Raw genomic sequence first — 17,835 nt, 5'->3', positions numbered from 1 at the left:
CTCTGGAAGGTTCGTGGGGTTAAGCTAATGGCTGGTTGACGTTTACGTCAAGCAAGGGCTGCGCCCGCTGCCTGGTTTCAAGGGCCACTTGTTGTTCGCACAGCTCGATCAACAGTTCGCGCATCCAGCGGTTGGCCGGGTCTTGCTCGGTACTCTCGTGCCAATACAAATGGGTTTCCACGTTGGGCAGCTCGTTGAGCGGCAGCGCCACAAAGTGCAGCGCATGACGCCGGGCAAACCGCTCGGGCACGGTCATCACCATGTCGGTGTGTTGCAACACGTTGGAGGCCATCAGGTAATGCTGCGAACGTAGAGTGATTTTGCGTTGCAGGCCCATTTTGCCCAGGGCCAGGTCGACCTGGCCCAGCCCGTTACGCCGCGTCGAAATGTGGATGTGCGTCAGCCCCAAATACTCATCGAGTGAAATCGACGGCTGACCCGCCAGCGGATGGGCGGGGCGCATCGCGCACACGTAGCGGTCTTCCATCAGCTTGACGTGGCGAACTTGCGGGTCGGTGTTCAGTGGCGCATCAATGGCGAAGTCCAGACGTCCCGCAGCCAGATCGCTGGTGGTCTCACGTCGATGGGACAACAAGCTTTCCACCACCACAGAAGGAGCCTGCTTGCGTAAACGCTGAAACAGCGGGGGCAAGACCACGGCTTCTGTCAGGTCGGTCATGCTGATGCGAAAGGTCTTGTTGGCCTGCAAGGGGTTGAAGGTGCGGCTCTCTTGTACCGAGACCCGCAACAAAGCCAGCGCACTGCGCACCGGGTTGATGATGTTTTGCGCCATGGGAGTCGGCACCATGCCTTGGGCGGTGCGCACAAACAGCGGGTCGTTGAAACTTTCGCGCAGCCGGGCCAGCGCATTGGACACCGCAGGCTGAGTGATGCCGATGATTTGCCCGGCGCGGGTCAGGTTGGCTTCGGTGTAGATCGCATCGAACACCACAAACAAATTGAGATCGACCTTGTTCAGGTTCATGGCACGCCACTCGTGTTAGCGAAGGGGAGGTTGGTGGTGAATCATATATTGCTTATGAATGGTGATACACGCGGTAAATAGACAAGGTAAATGATGGGGCGCTCAACTAGCATCGGTCACACGTTCCCACATTCCCGGTAGAAGGTAGCCACCCATGGATTTCGCTTATTCCCCCAACGTTCAGGCGCTGCGCGAGCGGGTCACGGCTTTTATGGACGCCCATGTGTACCCGGCCGAAGCGATTTTTGATCAGCAGGTGGCGCAAGGCGATCGCTGGCAACCCACGGCCATTATGGAAACCCTCAAACTCAAGGCCAAAGCCGAAGGGTTGTGGAATCTGTTTTTGCCCGAGTCTGAACTGGGGGCGGGCCTGACCAACCTTGAGTACGCGCCGCTGGCCGAAATCATGGGGCGCTCGATGCTCGGGCCCGAGCCGTTCAACTGTTCGGCGCCAGACACCGGCAACATGGAGGTGCTGGTGCGGTACGCCAGCGAGGCCCAAAAAGCACAATGGTTGGCCCCTTTGCTGCGCGGGGACATCCGTTCGGCGTTCGCCATGACCGAGCCGGACGTGGCCTCGTCGGATGCCACCAACATGCAGGCCCGCGCCGAACGCCAAGGCGATGAGTGGGTGATCAACGGACGCAAGTGGTGGACCTCGGGCGCGTGTGATCCGCGCTGCAAAATCATGATCTTCATGGGGCTGAGCAACCCGCAGAACCCGCGCCATCAGCAGCATTCGATGATCCTGGTGCCCGTGGACACGCCCGGGGTTCACATCGTGCGGCCGTTGCCGGTGTTTGGTTACGACGATGCGCCCCACGGCCACGCTGAAGTGCTGTTCGACAACGTCCGCGTGCCCTATGACAACGTGTTGCTGGGTGAAGGCCGGGGCTTTGAAATCGCTCAGGGGCGACTGGGGCCGGGGCGGATTCACCACTGCATGCGGTCCATCGGCATGGCCGAACGGGCGCTGGAATTGATGTGCAAGCGCTCGTTGGAGCGCACGGCTTTCGGCAAACCGCTGGCACGCCTGGGCGGCAATCTCGACACGATTGCCGAGTCGCGAATGGAGATCGACATGGCCCGCCTGCTGATCCTCAAAGCGGCGTACATGATGGACACCGTGGGCAACAAGGTGGCGAAAAGCGAGATCGCGCAGATCAAGGTGATCGCGCCGAATGTGGCCCTGCGGGTCATCGACCGGGCCATCCAGATGCATGGCGGTGCAGGGGTTTCAGGGGATTTTCCGCTGGCCTACATGTACGCCATGCAGCGCACCTTGCGCCTGGCCGACGGGCCGGATGAGGTGCACCGCGCCGCTGTGGGCAAGTGTGAACTGGACAAGTACGCCAAGTCGTAGAGCTGAATCGGAGCGTGTACCCGTTGCCGTGGGAAGCGGCTTTGCGCGTCTGCAACGGGTAGCCGTCTCAATACACCCACACCTCAACCCGGCGATTCTTCACGCGGCCTTCGTCTTCGGTGTTGGCCGCCACCGGCATTTGCGCGCCGTAGCCGCGGATTTCGCGCAGGATGACACCGCTTTTCGCCAATTCCCGGCGCACGGCCATTGCCCGCAGTTTTGACAACAGTTGCGCTCGCTCGGGGTCGTCCTTCACATCGCCAAAGCCCACCAGCGTCGCCTGTTTGCCGAGTTTGTCGTGGGCCCGCAAATAGTCCACGACACGCAACACATCCTGCCGGGCCTTGTTGTCCAGCGAGGCGCTGCCTTCTTCAAAACGAAAATTCACCGACAAGCGCTGCGCCTGTTGCGTGAGCGTCCGGTATTCGGCCGGCATGTGCGGCCCGGGCGTCACGTGGCCTGCCACGATGCTTTGGGCCACAAAGCCGTTGCGCGCGACGATGGCCTGGCCTTGGGTGCTTTGGGTGAAGGTAATCAGGGCTTTGGCCCAAGGATTATTCGCGTTGGGCGGCAGGTAAAAGAACAGGCGCCGCGACAACGGGTAATCTTCGCTGGCAATCAGGCTCTCCAGCGGCAGCATCGGTTGGGAGGCACCGTCAACGATGGCCACGGCCTTGGCCTGACGTACATAGGCCAGGCCAATAAACCCGATGGCTTGCGGGTCCCGGCTGACCGCATCGGACAATTGCTCGCTGGACTCGAAACGCTTGGCGTCCGGGCTCAACCCCCGCGGGCTGCGATTAAGCACCAACTCCTTGAAGGTTTCCCAGGTGCCGGACTGATCGTCCCGCGCATAAAGATGAATCGCCCCACCGATGCCGCCTAATGCTTCCCACGTCTGGATCTGGCCGCTGAAGACCTGTGCCAGTTGCTCGGTGTTCAACGTTGTGAGCGGGTTGCGCGGGTGGAGGATGATCGCCAGCCCGTCAATGGCAATCACCTGTTCGGCGTCCGGGCTTTTGAGGTCGCCCAGGCGTTCGAGGTCCACCAGCTCGCGGTCCTTGATCGGGCGTGAAGACGCCACCACATCGGCCTGACCGGCATTCAGGGCGGCGAATCCGGTGCCTGAGCCGTGGGCCGCGACGTCCACCCGCACCTGTCGGCCGTGGGCGTCAGTGCCGATGATGGTCTGTTCGTTGGGAGGCGGCGCGGCCACGCTGTGGATGTCGCGCAAGCCTTGCCCGGCAAGCATGGCGGCAACCAGCGCCGGGCCAAGGTTGGCGCCAATCGTGTTGGAACCCTGAATCCTCAGGTCAGCCACCGGTGCGGCCCAGGCCAACGCCGTCATGGCCCACAGCAGGATGAAAGACGTTAAACGCAGCATGATCCGGCACCTTCCTGGGGCCATAAAAGTGCCAGCAATTTAAGTCAGAAACGTTGCAAGCCGATGACAGCCGGATCGTGCGGCGTGCCGCTGACGTGCTCCGCGCGATGGCGTGGCCCGGCAGCGGCGCACAGGCGCGCTGTCAGCTCAGTTCCAGCCAGATCGGCGCATGGTCTGATGGTTTTTCCATGGCGCGCAGGTCGTAGTCGACGCCTGCGTCCTTGATGCGCGGCACCAACCCTTGGGAGGTCAGAATCACGTCGATGCGCAGGCCGCGCTTGGGTTCGTCTTCGAAGCCGCGGCTACGGTAGTCGAACCAACTGAAGCGGTCGGTGACGTCCGGGTGCAGGTAGCGAAAGCTGTCCACCAGGCCCCACCCCTTGAGGCGCTCCATCCACTCGCGCTCTTCGGGCAAGAAGCTGCATTTGCCGGTTTTCAGCCAGCGCTTGGCGTTGACCTCGCCGATACCGATGTCGCAATCCTGGGGCGAGATATTGATGTCGCCCATGACCACCAAAGGCTGTTCGTTGCTGAACCGGCTTTCAAGCAACTGCTGCAAATCGCTGTAGAAACGTTGCTTGGCAGGGAACTTGGTGGGGTGATCGCGGCTTTCACCTTGTGGGAAATACCCGTTCATGATGGTCACCGGCTGACCGTTTTCGTCCGCGAATTCGCCCCAGATGAAGCGGCGCTGGGCGTCCTCTTCATCGGTGGCAAAGCCTTTATTAATGCTCAGCGGCGCCTGACGGGACAGCAGCGCGACGCCGTAATGGCCTTTCTGGCCATGGAACTGCACGTGATACCCCAGCGCTTCAATGTCAGCGAAAGGGAACTGTTCGTCACTGACTTTGGTTTCTTGCAGGCCGATCACGTCCGGCTGATGTTTTTCGATCAGCGCTGCCAGCTGATGAGGCCGAGCGCGCAGGCCGTTGATGTTGAATGACACAATTTTCATGGGCGGGCAGTCCTGAGCAAAAACAGCGATGCTAGCGGACTGACGCCTCAGCGGCCAGCGTGCGGTAGGGCAAATGCACTGCTAACGTAGGTTGCATGCGCCACGATGGAACTGTTGTGGCACTCGGGGGCTCGTACTCACTAGAAGCGCCGCCATCCAAGCGCCGCCACGGAGATTGAACGTCATGACGCAAACGTCGAATGCCACCGCCCAGATCCAGTTGCTCGATGGGGGGTACTCACGCGAGGCGCGGTCGTTGCTGTATCAGGCTTATCGGCATGAACCGACGTTCCGCTTTCTGTTCGATGCTGACCGCCGGGGTTACGAACAGCGGGTCAGGGCGACGGTGCGGGAACTGGTCAAACAGCATTTTTTGCAGGACCGTCCGGGGCTGGGGTTGCTGGTCAATGACCGGCTGGTGGGGGTGGCCCTGATCGCGCCGCCGATGCGGCGTCTGGACATCACTGAAAGCTGGGCCTGGCAGTTGCGCATGGTGCTCAGTACCGGTTTGCGTTGTACTCGCCGTTACCTTGAGTACCATCAGGCGGTGCTGGCCTGCGTGCCGGGCGATGCCGTGCACATGCTGCCGCTGCTGGGCATTCACCCTGAATTTCAGGGCCAGCATTATGGCGAGCAGTTGCTCGAAGCCGTGCACAACTGGTGCGCCGAAGACGAACACTCCGAAGGGGTGGTGCTGGATACGGGCAACCCGCGTTACCTGGAGTTTTATAAGAAGCAGGGTTACGTCGAAATTGGCGAAGTCGCCATCGGGCCGGTGCGTGAGCACGTTTTCTTTCACGCCAATCCTCAGGTGTTACATACAGCAACGGGTTGAGGACGAACTTCTTCCCCCAGGTGTGCTCTATGACGCTCCTTGCCCGTGTTAGCATCCGCGCCTATGACGTTTCCAGGAAGATTTACCAGCGGTGTGGTCCTGCTGCTCAGCAGCTTTGCAGTCTGTGCGCAAAGCGAGCTGGTGGTCAGGGTCAAGCCCGCCAATAACGCCCTCAAGGCCAATGTGGAAGGCTATATAGGCAGCCTCGGCGACCGCGACGAGGCGGCTTTGCTGCGCTTCAAACGCGGCGCACACGAGCAGGCCCTCAAAGCGTCGCAAGCCTTGGGGTACTACAACCCCATCATTGAAAGTGAAGTCCAGCCCGGCACGCCGCCGCGTCTGGTGTTGAGCATCGATCCCGGCGAGCCGGTGCATCTGCGCAACGTCAACGTGCGTGTCGAAGGCCCGGCGGCTTCGCTCAAGGCGTTTCAAATTCCGCCCGCTGACGACCTCAAGCCGGGGGCCGTGCTTAACCAGGGCAATTACGAAAGCGCCAAGCAAATGATCCAGAACCGGGCGCTGCGCTACGGTTTCTTTGACGGTAAATTCACCCGTCACGAGCTGCTGGTCGACCCCAAGGGGGGCTACGCAGACATCAATCTTGTCTACGAAAGCGGGCCGCGTTACGTGCTGGGCAAGGTCAGCTTTACGGGTGACACGCCGTTCGATGACGTGCTGTTGCAGCGCATGGTGCCGTTCAAACCGGACACGCCCTACGATTCGGAACTGGTCAACGAACTGAACCAGAACCTGCAATCGAGCGGCTATTTTGAAGTGGTGCGGGTCGATGCCGCGCCCAGTACGGCTGTCGGGCAGGTCATCCCGGTGGATGTCGACCTGCATACGCGCAAACCGCGCACCATGACGTTGGGCCTGGGCTACTCGACCGATACCGGGCCGCGAGGCAAGGCCAGCTGGATGCGTCACTGGGACAATGCCCGTGGGGACAGTTACGGTTTTGAGTCTGAAATTTCACAACCCAAGCAAAACGTTGGCGCCTGGTACGACATTCCGCTCGACCCGCCGCTGACCGACAAACTGCGTTTTGCGGCCGGGTATCAGTACGAAGAAATCGCCAACACCGACACCTTGAGCAAATTGCTGACCGTCGGCCCCGAGTGGCACAGCAAGCTGGATAACGGCTGGACGCGGATTGTCTCGTTGCGCTGGCAGCACGAAGAGTACCGGTTGGGCGACGACTCGGGGCTCAGCACCCTGTTGATGCCGGGCGTCAGCTATGCCGTGTTGCGCAGCGACAACCGCATCGACCCGTCCCATGGTTACAGCGTGTCGCTGGATGCGCAGGTGGCCAAGGAAGGGCTGATGTCGGACACCAACCTGTTGCACGGCAACGCGCAATTCAAGGCGTTGACAACTCTGTGGGAAAAACACCGTTTCCTCGGCCGCATACAGTTCGGCGGCAGTGCCACCAACGGCTACAAATCAGTGCCACCGTCGCTGCGTTTCTTCGCCGGTGGTGATCAAAGCGTACGCGGCTATGACTACCAGAGCCTGTCACCGAAAAACTCCGACGGTGACCGGATCGGCGGCCGCTACATGGTTGCGGGCAGCGTCGAGTATCAATACCAGTTCGCGGATAAGTGGCGCTGGGCAACCTTTGTCGACAAAGGCAACGCCTTCAACAACCTTGATTTTCCAAGCCTGAAAACCGGGGTCGGGGTGGGGATCCGCTGGGTCTCGCCGGTCGGTCCGATCCGTCTCGACCTGGCCCACGCGCTGGATGATGACGGCGGCGTTCGTTTGCACTTTTCCATGGGGCCAGAACTGTGATTCGTGGGTTGAAAATAGCGGGTCTGGTGTTGCTGGCCCTGGTGGTGTTGGTGGCATTGGCGCTGGGGATCGTGCTGGGTACGCAAGCGGGCAGTCGCTGGGTGTTGGGCCAGGTGCCAGGTTTGCAGATCGACAATTTTGCCGGGCGCCTGGGCGGCCAATGGAGTGCTGACCATCTGCTGTGGGAGCAGGGCACCAGCCGTGTGGAAGTGGATAAACCGATTTTTGCCTGGTCGCCGTCCTGCCTGACACGCATGACCCTGTGCATCGATCAGTTGCAGGCCGAGCGTGTCAGCCTGCAATTCCCGCCCAGTGAAGACAGCAGCAGCGGGCCGGTCAGCCTGCCTGAATTGACGTTGCCGGTGGCCATCGAAGTGGGTGTGATCAAAGTCGGCAATGTGCTGTTTAACGGTATCGAGCAGCTCAAGGGCATGCAGATGGCGGCTCAATGGACCTCCAAAGGGTTGCAGATCGATTCGGTGCACGTGGATCGCGAGGACGTGAACGTCGAGTTGTCCGGTCTGTTGCAGCCCAATGGTGACTGGCCGTTGACCCTGCAAGGCACTATCCGGCTGCCCTCGTCTGATCAAACACCCTGGGCGCTGGCGCTCAAGGTCGACGGCCATTTACGCACTTCCCTGAATCTGATCGCTGACAGTACCGGCTACCTCAACGCACAGCTAAAAGGCCAATTGCAGCCGCTGGCCGAGCACTTGCCAGCACAGGTCATTATCACCGCTGACGCGTTCAAGGCCAGCCCCGAGCTGCCGGACACCCTGCAAGTCAATCAGCTTGTGCTGACGGCCAAGGGCGACCTCAAGGACGGCTATGTGCTGGACGGTAGCGCCAGCCTGCCCGCCGAAAAAGCCCCCGTCCGTGTACTGCTCAAGGGGCGGGTAGACGCCACGGGCGCGCAGGTGTCGGCACTGAATTTGACCGTCAGCCCCGAGCAGCACCTGAACCTGTCCGGGCGAGTGGACTGGCAGGAAGGCGTGAAGGCCGACGCGAAGATCGACTGGCTGGCGTTTCCCTGGCACCGCTTGTACCCGGTCATCGCCAAGCCGGAGGTGGACCTGCGCACTTTCAACGGCGAAGTGTCTTACACCGATGGCAACTACCTGGGCAACTTCAAGGCCAACCTGGATGGCCCGGCCGGGGCGTTTAGCCTGGCCAGCCCGTTCAGCGGTGATCTGGGCAACCTCTACCTGCCGCAACTGGAACTGGTGGCGGGGCAGGGCAAGGCCCAAGGCCACGTCAAGGTGCAGTTTGCCGACGGCGTGGCCTGGGATACCGCACTGGACCTCAGCGCAATCGACCCGGCGTATTGGGTGGCCGAGTTGCCGGGCAATCTCGGGGGGCCGCTGCGCAGCACAGGTTCATTCAAGGATGAACGTCTGGAGCTGAACGCTAACCTCGACCTCAAAGGCCGTTTGCGCGGCTTGCCCGCCGTGTTGCAGGCCAAGGCCCAAGGGGCGGGCGAGGACTGGAACCTCAGCGCGCTGGACATTCGCCTGGGGGACAACCGCATCAATGGCACGGCCCGTGTGCAGCAACAACTCAAGGCGCAACTGGACCTCAATCTGCCGCGCTTGGGGCAGTTGTGGCCAGACCTGCGCGGTCAGCTCAAAGGCCGGGTCGATGTCGGCGGTACCCTCAAGGCGCCGCAGGGCAAGCTGGTACTCAATGGCCAGCAACTGGCTTTCGCCGACAACCGCTTGCAACACCTCAGCCTGGATGCCGCGCTCGATCGCAATCAGCACGGGCGGATTGACCTCAAGGGCAGCGGGATCACGAGTGGCGATACGCAGTTGGGTGTGCTGACCGTCAACGGCAGTGGGGATCTGAAGCGACAGCAACTGAAACTTGCGCTGCAAGGGCCGATGCTGCAACTCGCCCTGGCACTCGATGGCGGTCTGGACAAAGACCAGTGGCGCGGGCGTTTGCTCAGCGGGGACGTCAAGGCCGGTGGTCAGGACTGGGCCTTGCAAAAACCGGCGCGTCTGGAGCGCCTGGCCGATGGCCGGATCAACCTGGGGGCTCAGTGCTGGATGTCGGGGCCTGCCAGTCTGTGCAGCGAAGAACAACGGCTGATGCCGGACCCCAAACTGCGTTTCCATCTCAAGCAGTTCCCGCTCGACAGCCTGGCCAAGTGGCTGCCCGACGACTTCCGGTGGCAAGGTCAGCTCAATGCCGACTTATCCCTCGACTTGCCAGCCAGCGGGCCTAAAGGACAAGTGGTGGTGGACGCCAGCGGCGGCACGTTGCGCATCAAGGACAAAGGCCAGTGGCTGGACTTCCCGTACCAGACGTTGCGCTTGACCAGTCAACTGACGCCGAGCCGGGTCGACACCCGCTTTGATTTCAACGGCGGCAAACTCGGGCAACTGATGCTCAATGCGCGCATCAACCCTCTGCCCAAGAGCAAGCCGGTGACTGGCGATTTTCGCTTGAGCGGGCTGGATGTGTCGGTGATTCGTCCGTTTGTGCCCATGGTCGAAACACTCGCCGGTCAATTGAATGGCACGGGCACGTTCACGGGCGGGTTACTGGCGCCGCGCATCAACGGCACAGTGGCCCTGACCGGCGGGCAGATTTCCGGGCCGCAACTGCCAACCACTATCGAGAACCTGCAACTGACCGCCAACATTGTGGGCGAAACGGCTTTGCTCAACGGCGGCTGGACCAGCGGCCAGTTGGGGCTGGGCAGTATCAGCGGGAATGTGGCGTGGGGCAACACCATGGCCGTCAACGTGCTGGTCAAGGGCAGCCACCTGCCCGTGACGGTTGAGCCCTATGCCAAACTGGATGTGGCCCCGGACCTGAGAATTTCGCTCAACCCCGATAACACCTTGCTGATCGCGGGCAACGTGAACGTGCCCAAGGGCGAAATCACCGTGCGCGAACTGCCGCCGTCGACGGTCAAGGTGTCTGATGACACGGTGATCGTTGGCCAGCAAACCTCCGATGCAGACGCCCCGATGGTGGTCGACATGGACATCGACGTCATCGTCGGGCAAGAGCTGCTGACGTTCTCGGGGTTCGGTTTGAACGCCGATCTGGTGGGCCAGGTGCACATTGGCAACAACCTGGACACCCGCGGCGAGTTGCGCCTCAACAACGGCCGCTACCGTGCCTATGGCCAGCGCCTGACCATACGCCGGGCGCGCCTGCTGTTCGCCGGGCCGATTGCGCAGCCGTATCTCGACATCGAGGCGATTCGCCAGACGGATGACGTGATTGCGGGCATTCGCCTGACCGGCAGCGCAGAACAACCGACCACGCAGATCTTCTCTGAACCGGCCATGAGCCAGGAGCAGGCGCTTTCCTACCTGATTCTGGGGCGTCCGCTGTCGGGCACCGGCGAAGACAACAACATGCTGGCGGAGGCTGCGCTGGGCCTTGGCTTGATGGGCAGCTCAGGGATTACCTCGGGGCTGGCCAATCACTTGGGCATCAAGGACTTCGAACTCGACACCGAAGGCAGCGGTGACAGCACGTCGGTGGTTGCCAGCGGCAAGATCAATGAGCGGTTGAGTGTGGGGTATGGCGTCGGGGTGTTTGAGCCGGCGAGCACCATTGCCTTGCGTTACAAGTTGAGCAAACGGGTGTACGTGGAAGTGGCCAGCGGCTTTGCCAGCTCGCTGGACATCTTCTACAAGCGCGACTTTTAGCCCGTGTGTCAGCCTTCGCCGCCTCACGCTGCCCGGCAGCGTGAGGCGGTGATCTGCAATCACCGATTAAGCTGCTTCATGTTTTCTTCGGCATAGCGCAAACCGGCCACGGCATCTGGAGGGAAGATGGCTTGCAGGGCGTCCAACTCGTTAGCGCTCAAACTGATGTCTAGCGCCGCGATGTTTTCTTCCAGGTAATGACGTTGCTTGGTCCCCGGAATCGGGATCAGGTGATCCCCTTGCGCCAATACCCAGGCCAGCGCCAGTTGCCCGGCCGTGACGCCTTTGTCGGCCGCGAGTTGCTTAACCTGATCCACCAGTTGCAGGTTTTTCGCAAAGTTATCGTCCTGAAACCGCGGATTGGAGCGGCGATAGTCGTCCGCCGCGAAGTCCTCGGGGCTTTTCAGTGCGCCGGTCAGAAAACCGCGCCCCAAGGGGCTGTAGGGCACAAAGGCAATGCCCAGACGCTGGCAAGCCGCAAGGCAGCCGTTGTCTTCCTGATCGCGACTCCACAGTGAGTATTCGCTTTGCAGGGCGCTGATGGGGTGCACGTGATGCGCACGTTCGAGCGTGGCCACAGATGCTTCGCTGAGGCCCAGGTAGCGGACTTTGCCCGCCTTGACCAGATCGGCCATGGCGCCGACGGTCTCTTCAATCGGCACCTCGGGGTCCATGCGGTGTTGGTAATACAGGTCGAGGGTGTCGACGCCCAAGCGTTTCAGGCTGCCGTCGATGGACTGACGAACGTACTCCGGACGGCCGTTCACTGCCCGCCCCTTGGGGTTGGCCGGGTCGCGCACGATGCCGAACTTGCTGGCCAGAAACACTTGGTCACGTTTGCCACGAAGGGCTTGGCCGATCAGGGTTTCGTTGGTGTGTGGGCCGTACATGTCGGCGGTGTCGAGAAAATTGACCCCCAACTCCAGCGCGCGGTGCAAGGTGGCCACGGCTTCGCGGGTATCGCTGCCGGTGGTGTAAAAGTCAGTCATGCCCATGCAGCCAAGGCCAATGGCGCTGACTTGCGGGCCGTTTTTTCCGAGTGGGCGGGTGTGCATGTGAAGTCCTCCTGAGTGGGTGGCCTATTCTTAACCTCGACACATGCAAGATAAACCGGGTAAAAACACTATCACTGTTCGGATAATCCGAATAATCCAGGCCGGGACGGGAGCGGATATGGACCGATTCAATGCGATGCGGGTGTTTACCCGCATCGTCGAGCTGGGTGGTTTTGCCAAGGCGGCTGACAGCCTGCATATGCCCCGTGCGTCAGTGACGGTGCTGATCAAACAACTTGAAGCCCATCTGGGCGTGCAATTGCTGCACCGCACCACCCGTCAGGTCAGCCCGACCCTCGATGGTGCGGCCTATTACCAGCGTTGCGTCAGCCTGCTGGCTGACCTGGAAGAAGCGGAGGGGCTGTTCAGCACCCGTCAGCCCAAAGGCACGCTGCGGGTCGAGATGCCCGCGGCGGTCGGGCGATTGGTGGTGTTCCCGGCGTTGCCGGAGTTCACCGGGCGCTACCCGCAAATCGACCTGGAAATCGGCCTGAATGACCGCCCGGTGGATTTGATTCGCGAGGGGGTGGACTGCGTGATTCGCGGTGGCCTCACCCTGGACGACTCACTGGTGGCCCGGCCGCTGGTGCAGATGGATCAGGTGACCTGCGCCAGCCCTGCCTATCTGCTGACCCATGGGGTGCCGCTGACCCTCGCGCAGTTGAGCGGGCATCAGATGGTGGAGTATTTCTCCGGTGCGTCAGGCAAGCGCTACGGGCTCGAATTTCAGCATGGCGAGGACGTGCAGTTGATCAATTTGCCCAAGCAGGTATCGGTCAACAGTGCAGAAGGGTATTTGGCGGCGTGTGTGGCGGGCTATGGGCTGGTGCAGGCGCCGCACTACCACGTGACACAGCTGGTGCGCGAAGGGCGCTTGCAGGCCGTCTTGACGGATTGCCCACCGCCGCGGATGGCGCTGACGGCGTTGTACCCGCCGCATCGGCAACTGTCGCCACGGGTGCGGGTGTTTGTCGACTGGTTGGTGGACCTGTGCGCCAGGCCCACCAGTGGTTTCAGGCGTTAACCGGAATGCGGTTCAGCGGCGGTTATAACCCGGCCGGCCATCGTCGTAACGGTGGTCATAGCGCTGCTGGTCATAGCGCTGATCGTATCGCGAGTCGTGCCGATGATCGTGATGCCTTCCATGGTCTGGATAAAAGACGCACCCGCTCAGGGTCAACATGAGCAAGAGTGCAAGCGGGCGTGCAGTACGACGGAGCATGGATCAATCCTCAGGGTGAAAGCCGGCTCAAGCGAAAACGCTTCTCCGGCTGTAAGATGAGACCAGGATTGTTTCAATTCATCTCCATGAGCCGGACATATTTGTTAAATTCCGGCCTGTGTTTTCCGCCTTACTTTCAGGAACAGGTAATGACTCCTTCGCAGCGCTTGAAATACTCGATTCTGATCTCTCTGGTTGTGCTGGGGATCATGTTTGGTCTTTCGTACATGCAAAACGCCGGCATGATCACCGAGAAGATGTTCCAGTACATCGCCATCGGCGTGGCCGTGGTGGTCGTGGTCATCAATGGCGTCATGCGCCGCAAGACCAAGCTTTAAGCCTCGATCTGACCGGTCAGCACCGCTTCAGCCTGTGGATGCAGGCTGTAGCTCTTGTCACTGTTAAGCACCACCACCCCCTCGCTGCACAGGCGCTTGAGCACCTCGCGAACACTCAGAAAAGACAGCGGAATATCCAGCGCCTGCAAGTGGCTGTGCATACCGCGCACCCCCAGCCGACGATCATTGCCAGCGGCCGTCAACAGCGCGTCGATCACCTTGAGCCGCACCAGGCTGGTGCGCAGCCCGAAAAATTTCAGTAAGTGTCGAATACGTTCATTGCCGTGCAGTTGCACCGGGGCCTCCAGCAACCCGTTGTCGGGTTGAAAAGCTGATTTGCGTTGTTGATGACCGTCCGTTGGCAGTTGCGAGTTGTGCATGCAAAAAACTCCTTTTCAGAGCCTGATCAGGAAAACAAAAAAGTGCTCTTTAGTAACTAGACGAATGAGCAGCCAAAATCATGAACAGTGGGTTGTAGAAATTTTGTCGTCACGCCAGTGCAGGCGCGTCAAAGCCCCCGTGCAGACGAGGTTGCAGCGGCGGATTAATTTTTTTTCACCGGCTTCGTCTTTAGGGTCTGTCCCCGTTTCATTGCAGTCGCGACGAAACCCCACGTGGGGCAGGCATCGGCCGGGCAGTCGCGTGTGATCGCGCGCGCCGCCGGGCATTTCTAAGACAAAGCAGGAGTCCGCGTGATTATTTCCAGGCCATTAAGCAAAGCGTGTCTTGCAGGACTGTGTCTGGGGCTAAGTGTTTCAGCCCAGGCTCAGACACCCTCAATGGACGTGAGTGCCGAAATCCGGCGCACCACGTTCGGCGTGCCGCACATCAAGGCCGCCGATGAGCGCGGCCTGGGTTACGGCATCGGGTATGCCTACGCGCAAGACAACCTGTGTTTGCTGGCCAATGAAGTCACCACGGTAAATGGCGAGCGCTCGAAATTCTTTGGTCCTGAGGGGCAGACCCTGGAGCAGCGTGACAACTTGTCCAGCGATGTGTTTTTCAAATGGTTGAACACGCCGCACGCCGTGGACGCGTTCTGGCAGGCGCAAACCCCGCAGGTCCAAGCGCTGATTGAAGGCTACGTCGCCGGTTACAACCGCCAGCTCAGCGAGCGCAACCCTTTGCCGGCAGCGTGCGACAACCCCTCGGTGCGCCCGCTCACGCCACAGGATCTGGTCAAGCTGACCCGCCGTCTGTTGGTGGAAGGCGGGGTGGGGCAGTTTGCCGAAGCGCTGGTGGGGGCTACGCCGCCTCAAGCCAGCGCCCGGCTGGCCAGTCGCCCGCAGCCCTTCGCGTTGGCTGCCGAGCGCATGCAGCGGTTTGCCCTGGACCGGGGCAGCAATGCCGTGGCCATCGGCCGCGAACGCTCAAATACCGGCCGCGCGATGTTGCTGGCCAACCCGCATTTTCCATGGGTCGGCGGCATGCGCTTTTATGAAATGCACCTGACCATCCCCGGCAAACTCGATGTAATGGGCGCTGCCTTGCCCGGCCTGCCATTGATCAATATCGGCTTCAACCGGCACATGGCCTGGACCCATACGGTCGACACCTCTAAACACTTCACCTTGTACCGGCTGGCCCTCGATCCGCAGGACCCCAAGCGTTACCTGCTGGATGGCCAGTCGTTGCCGCTGCATGAGCAAACCGTCAGCGTTGAGGTCAAGCAGGCCGATGGCAGCGTCAAGCCGCAATCACGGGTCATTTACAGTTCGGCATTCGGGCCGGTCGTGCAGTGGCCGGGCAAGCTGGACTGGGACGATCACGTGGCGTTCAGCCTGCGGGACGCCAATCTTGATAACGATCGCGTGTTGCAGCAGTGGTACGCGATCAATCAGGCGCACAGCCTCGACGCCCTGCAAGCGTCGGTCAATCGCCTTCAAGGCATCCCGTGGGTCAACACGCTGGCGGTGGATGACCAGGGCCAGACGCTCTACATGAACCTGTCAGTGGTGCCGTATGTCGATCAGGCCAAACTGGCGGCGTGTAGCGACCCTGCGGCAGGGCTGGAGATGATCCTGCTCGATGGCAGTCGCAGCACGTGTGCATGGACCGTCGACCCCCATGCGGCCCAGGCCGGGATTTACCCGGCCCGCCAATTACCGCAATTGCGGCGCACGGATTACGTGCAGCATTCCAACGACTCAGCCTGGATGGCCAACCCGCAGGCGCCTCTGCGGGGCTATTCGCCGCTGATCAGTCAGGACGGTCAGCCCTTGGGGCCGCGTGCGCGCTTTGCCTTGCAGCGCCTGAGTCAGCCCGGAACGCTCGGAGTCTCGGACCTGCAAGGGATGGTGATGGACAACCGGGTGTACCTGGCCGGGCAGGTGATGCCCGATCTGCTTCACGTCTGCCAAGCAGAACAGCAGGCGCCGCTGGTTGCCGTGTGCGCGAGCCTCAAGGCATGGGATCAGCAAGCGAATCTGGACAGCGGTATCGGCCTGGTGCATTTCCAGAACCTCATGGCGCAGTTGTTCGCGGTGCCTGACGTGTGGCGGGTGCCGTTCAGTCCGGCGGACCCGCAGCACACGCCGCGCGGGTTGAATATCGAGCAGCCGACGGTGCGCCAGGCGGTGCACGAGGCGCTCGCGGCCTCGGCCGCGCAGGTGGCGCAAGCAGGGTTGAGCGCGGACGTGACGTGGGGCGAGATTCAAGGTGTCAGCGTGGGTGGCCAGCGCACGCCGATTCATGGTGGCCCGGCGGTACTCGGCGTTTACAACGCCATGCAGAGCGTGCCGGGAGAGGGTGGCAAGCAAGAGGTCGTCAGCGGCACCAGTTATGTGCAAACCGTCACGTTTGACGAACACGGCCCACAGGCCCAAGGCATGCTGGCGTTTTCGCTCTCAAGCGACCCGGCGTCCCGGCACGCGTCGGATCAGACCCGAGCGTTCTCGAAAAAACAGTGGCAAACCTTGCCGTTTACCGACGCGCAGATCAATGCCGATCCGAACTACCAGCGGGTTGAGATCCGGCAGCGCCGTTAACCGCGCGGCAGGGCGTTGAGCACCGGTTTACCGTCCTGACTCAGGGTCAGGTAGACCGGTAACACTTTGGGAAGGGAAGTCACGAGGCTGTTGATTTCTGTGGTGTTGAACACGCCACCCACGCGCAGGGCGCCGGTGGCACTGTCCGCCAGTTCCAGCGGCGTACTCAGGTAGCGGTTGATCAGGGGCAGCGCTTCGGCCAGGGTCAGGTTGTCCAGCACCAACTTGCCGTTGCGCCACGCCAGATCCGGCGAGTTGGCGTAGGTCTGGCTGATTTGCGGGGCATAGTCGCCCGCTTTGTAGCGTGCCTGCATGCCCGGCTCCAGGCGCAGCCCGTCACCGCTGAGCTTTTTATTGCTGGTCACCAGCACCGAGCCTTCCAGCAATGTCACTTTGACCTGATCTTGATACATCCAGACGTTGAACTGGGTACCGGTGACGCGCACACGGCCTTCCGCCGCCTGCACCACAAACGGGTGCGTGACATCGTGACTCACCTTAAAGAAAGCTTCACCTTTGCTCAGGGTGACCCGGCGCTGGTCTTTGTAGTTGGCGTAGGTGAGTTCCGTGCCCAGGTTGAGCTCGACTTCACTGCCGTCCGGCAGGGTCACGGTCTGCAGGTGGGCGTGCGCCTGCACCCGCTCGTAGGCATTGGGCACCCAACCCAACTCCCAACCGCTGTAAGCCGCGACCGGAACTGCCAGCAAGGTGATGGCCGCAGCGATAGCCAGCTTTCGCCAGGCTGGCTGGCGGGAGCGTTGAGGCCGTGCAATCACTTGCAGGGTAACAGGCTCGGGCTTGGGCAGGTGTTCGCTGACTTCCCAGATATCTTGCATCGCTTGATATTCAAACGCGTGCAGGGGGTCGGCGTTCAGCCACACCGTAAACGCCTCACGCTCCCGATCCGTACAATCGGGCTCATGCAGGCGCATGCACCACTGAGCAGCGGCCTCGGTGATGGCATCGTATTGGGCTTCGGTGAGGCGTGTTTCGCTCATTGGCTCTTCCTGGTTTTGGGCATTCTACCCCTGTGCCAGAGCGAACGAGAACCTGAGTCATGTCAAAAGCATGTCATTTGAGTCTCATGGCTGGTTTTTTCTCTGCTACGTTTACTGCGGCAAGCTAGGCTCTGTACGTAAACTCAAGAAATACGATTTTCTGTAAAATACACCGCCATTAAAGCCAGGAGGCCAAGATGGCAAAGCGGTATGAACTCCCCGACGCAGCCTGGGATCTGGTTGCAGATATC

At 61.0% G+C, this 17,835-nt stretch carries 14 protein-coding genes; 7 read left to right on the top strand and 7 right to left on the bottom strand.

Annotated elements, in window-relative coordinates:
* Window positions 1-19 precede the first annotated feature (19 nt).
* Window positions 20-985: a LysR family transcriptional regulator gene (locus TU74_RS09390; protein ID WP_047277920.1), complete on the bottom strand. Its 966-nt coding sequence runs from the start codon at window positions 983-985 to the stop codon at window positions 20-22.
* A 154-nt stretch (window positions 986-1,139) separates the two neighbouring features.
* Between TU74_RS09390 and TU74_RS09385 the strand changes: the two genes are divergently transcribed.
* Window positions 1,140-2,348 (top strand): acyl-CoA dehydrogenase, encoded by a 1,209-nt coding sequence (locus tag TU74_RS09385; RefSeq protein ID WP_048376218.1) that lies wholly within the window; start codon window positions 1,140-1,142, stop codon window positions 2,346-2,348.
* A 67-nt stretch (window positions 2,349-2,415) separates the two neighbouring features.
* Here the strand turns inward: TU74_RS09385 and TU74_RS09380 are convergent, their stop codons facing one another.
* Both TU74_RS09380 and xthA read right to left on the bottom strand, forming a co-directional pair.
* Entirely contained in the window at window positions 2,416-3,732 is a 1,317-nt protein-coding gene (locus tag TU74_RS09380; protein WP_048376216.1) for a substrate-binding domain-containing protein, read from the bottom strand.
* A 142-nt stretch (window positions 3,733-3,874) separates the two neighbouring features.
* A complete protein-coding gene (gene xthA, locus TU74_RS09375; RefSeq protein ID WP_047277916.1) occupies window positions 3,875-4,687 on the bottom strand; it encodes an exodeoxyribonuclease III in 813 nt (270 codons plus the stop codon).
* A gap of 184 nt (window positions 4,688-4,871) precedes the next feature.
* Here xthA and TU74_RS09370 point away from each other — a divergent pair, with 184 nt between their 5' ends.
* The 3 genes from TU74_RS09370 (at window position 4,872) to TU74_RS09360 (ending at window position 10,984) form a co-directional block, all read left to right on the top strand.
* Window positions 4,872-5,522: a GNAT family N-acetyltransferase gene (locus tag TU74_RS09370; RefSeq protein ID WP_047276532.1), complete on the top strand. Its 651-nt coding sequence runs from the start codon at window positions 4,872-4,874 to the stop codon at window positions 5,520-5,522.
* Between the two features lie 63 nt (window positions 5,523-5,585).
* Window positions 5,586-7,313, top strand: coding sequence for an autotransporter assembly complex protein TamA (locus TU74_RS09365; RefSeq protein ID WP_047276530.1), 1,728 nt, complete (start codon window positions 5,586-5,588; stop codon window positions 7,311-7,313).
* Entirely contained in the window at window positions 7,310-10,984 is a 3,675-nt protein-coding gene (locus tag TU74_RS09360; RefSeq protein WP_048376214.1) for a translocation/assembly module TamB domain-containing protein, read from the top strand. The genes TU74_RS09365 and TU74_RS09360 overlap by 4 nt, the downstream gene beginning before the upstream one ends.
* Window positions 10,985-11,043: 59 nt before the next feature.
* Here TU74_RS09360 and TU74_RS09355 read toward each other — a convergent pair whose 3' ends face one another.
* A complete protein-coding gene (locus TU74_RS09355) occupies window positions 11,044-12,039 on the bottom strand; it encodes an aldo/keto reductase (protein ID WP_048376212.1) in 996 nt (331 codons plus the stop codon).
* Between the two features lie 118 nt (window positions 12,040-12,157).
* Here TU74_RS09355 and TU74_RS09350 point away from each other — a divergent pair, with 118 nt between their 5' ends.
* On the top strand, window positions 12,158-13,063 hold the full coding sequence (locus tag TU74_RS09350; RefSeq protein ID WP_048376209.1) for a LysR family transcriptional regulator: 906 nt from the start codon (window positions 12,158-12,160) through the stop codon (window positions 13,061-13,063).
* A 12-nt stretch (window positions 13,064-13,075) separates the two neighbouring features.
* Here the strand turns inward: TU74_RS09350 and TU74_RS23410 are convergent, their stop codons facing one another.
* Window positions 13,076-13,261, bottom strand: coding sequence for a hypothetical protein (locus tag TU74_RS23410; RefSeq protein WP_080960359.1), 186 nt, complete (start codon window positions 13,259-13,261; stop codon window positions 13,076-13,078).
* 149 nt (window positions 13,262-13,410) lie between these two features.
* On the opposite strand from TU74_RS23410, the gene TU74_RS09345 reads away from it, so the two are divergent.
* Window positions 13,411-13,599 carry a hypothetical protein gene (locus TU74_RS09345; RefSeq protein ID WP_047276524.1) on the top strand — a complete coding sequence of 63 codons (189 nt, stop codon included), beginning with the start codon at window positions 13,411-13,413 and terminating at the stop codon, window positions 13,597-13,599.
* On the opposite strand, the gene TU74_RS09340 is transcribed toward TU74_RS09345, so the two are convergent.
* Entirely contained in the window at window positions 13,596-13,979 is a 384-nt protein-coding gene (locus TU74_RS09340) for a hypothetical protein (protein WP_048376207.1), read from the bottom strand. The genes TU74_RS09345 and TU74_RS09340 overlap by 4 nt on opposite strands.
* Window positions 13,980-14,291: 312 nt before the next feature.
* On the opposite strand from TU74_RS09340, the gene pvdQ reads away from it, so the two are divergent.
* The gene (gene pvdQ, locus TU74_RS09335; RefSeq protein ID WP_048376205.1) at window positions 14,292-16,586 is read left to right on the top strand and encodes a bifunctional acylase PvdQ; all 2,295 of its coding nucleotides are present in this window, start codon (window positions 14,292-14,294) and stop codon (window positions 16,584-16,586) included.
* Here the strand turns inward: pvdQ and TU74_RS09330 are convergent.
* Complete coding sequence (locus TU74_RS09330; protein ID WP_048376203.1) at window positions 16,583-17,584, bottom strand: FecR family protein; 1,002 nt, start codon at window positions 17,582-17,584, stop codon at window positions 16,583-16,585. The genes pvdQ and TU74_RS09330 overlap by 4 nt on opposite strands.
* Window positions 17,585-17,835: the final 251 nt, after the last annotated feature.

Origin of the sequence: Pseudomonas lundensis (assembly GCF_001042985.1) — a bacterium.
Taxonomy (GTDB): Bacteria; Pseudomonadota; Gammaproteobacteria; order Pseudomonadales; family Pseudomonadaceae; genus Aquipseudomonas; species Aquipseudomonas lundensis.
Note: the sequence above shows the minus strand (reverse complement) of the source record. Positions and strands in the feature narration are given on the sequence as shown.